Origin of the sequence: Komagataeibacter melaceti (assembly GCF_003403295.1) — a bacterium.
Lineage (GTDB): Bacteria > Pseudomonadota > Alphaproteobacteria > Acetobacterales > Acetobacteraceae > Komagataeibacter > Komagataeibacter melaceti.
Genome location: NZ_QUWV01000148.1, coordinates 1 through 626, shown reverse-complemented (window position 1 = coordinate 626; position 626 = coordinate 1). Strand labels below are relative to the sequence as shown.

The 626-nt window shown below is 55.4% G+C and carries 1 protein-coding gene; it reads right to left on the bottom strand.

All coding sequences use genetic code 11. The annotated features are described in order from the left end of the window. Window positions 1-626: IS630 family transposase (locus DY926_RS14235; RefSeq protein WP_116703968.1), on the bottom strand; the 626-nt coding region annotated here is incomplete at both ends.

Below are 626 nucleotides of genomic sequence, written 5' to 3'. Positions count from 1 at the left end.
TCATCTGGAACTGAAGTTCGGCTCATTGTCTTGTGACAGAAGCGCTTCACCGAGGCGAGGATCTGGTCGGCTGATTTGACCCACCGATACGGCCGTGGGTTTTTGTTATGTGCATCGATAAAAGTTGTGATGTCGGCTTCGAGTGCGGTTGTTGACCGATGCACGCCGCGTTGGAGTTGCTTGCGCGTCAGTTCGGCGAACCAGCGCTCTACCTGATTGATCCAGGAAGCCGAGGTCGGTATGAAGTGAACATGCCAATGCGGGCGGCGTGCGAGCCATATCTTGATCGTGGTCGTTTTATGTGTGGCGTAGTTATCCATCACGAGATGAACATCCAGGTCATGAGGGATCTCAGCGTCGATACGTTTCAGGAAGTCCAGAAATTCCGTGATACGATGACGTTTGTAGCATTTGCCGATTACCGCACCCGTCGCGATGTCGAGGGCTGCAAACAGCGACATCGTACCGTTCCGGAGATAGGTATGGGTACGTCGTTCCGGCACGCCCGGTGCCATGGGCAGGACGGGCTGTTCGCGGTCCAGTGCCTGGATCTGGGATTTCTCGTCGACACACAGCACGATCGCGCGGTTCGGCGGCGACATGTAAAGACCGACAATATCCCGAAC